This window comes from Paraburkholderia ferrariae NBRC 106233 (genome assembly GCF_000685035.1).
GTDB classification, from domain to species: Bacteria; Pseudomonadota; Gammaproteobacteria; order Burkholderiales; family Burkholderiaceae; genus Paraburkholderia; species Paraburkholderia ferrariae.
In genome coordinates, this window is the sequence record NZ_BAYB01000094.1 from 1 (window position 1) to 814 (window position 814).

General features: G+C 63.3%; 1 protein-coding gene. It reads left to right on the top strand.

Going from position 1 to position 814, the window contains the following annotated elements:
* A partial coding sequence (locus BFE01S_RS36805; protein ID WP_028229723.1) for an elongation factor Tu occupies positions 1-814 on the top strand: 814 nt, incomplete at both ends.

An 814-nucleotide genomic window follows, 5' to 3' on the forward strand; every position in this document is an offset into this window, starting at 1 on the left:
CGGCCGCTGACGGCCCGATGCCGCAGACGCGCGAGCACATCCTGCTGGCCCGTCAGGTCGGCGTGCCGTACATCATCGTGTTCCTGAACAAGTGCGACATGGTGGACGACGCCGAGCTGCTCGAGCTGGTGGAAATGGAAGTGCGCGAGCTTCTGTCGAAGTACGACTTCCCGGGCGACGAAACGCCGATCGTCAAGGGTTCGGCCAAGCTGGCGCTGGAAGGCGACACGGGCGAGCTGGGCGAAGTGGCGATCATGAACCTGGCCGACGCGCTGGACACGTACATCCCGACGCCGGAGCGCGCGGTTGACGGTGCGTTCCTGATGCCGGTGGAAGACGTGTTCTCGATCTCGGGTCGCGGCACGGTGGTGACGGGTCGTATCGAGCGCGGCGTGGTGAAGGTCGGCGAGGAAATCGAAATCGTCGGTATCAAGCCGACGGTGAAGACGACCTGCACGGGCGTGGAAATGTTCCGCAAGCTGCTGGACCAGGGTCAGGCAGGCGACAACGTGGGTATCCTGCTGCGCGGCACGAAGCGTGAAGACGTGGAGCGTGGCCAGGTGCTGGCAAAGCCGGGTTCGATCACGCCGCACACGCACTTCACGGCAGAAGTGTACGTGCTGAGCAAGGATGAAGGCGGTCGTCACACGCCGTTCTTCAACAACTACCGTCCGCAGTTCTACTTCCGTACGACGGACGTGACGGGCTCGATCGAGCTGCCGAAGGACAAGGAAATGGTGATGCCGGGCGACAACGTGTCGATCACGGTGAAGCTGATCGCGCCGATCGCGATGGAAGAAGGTCTGCGCTTCGC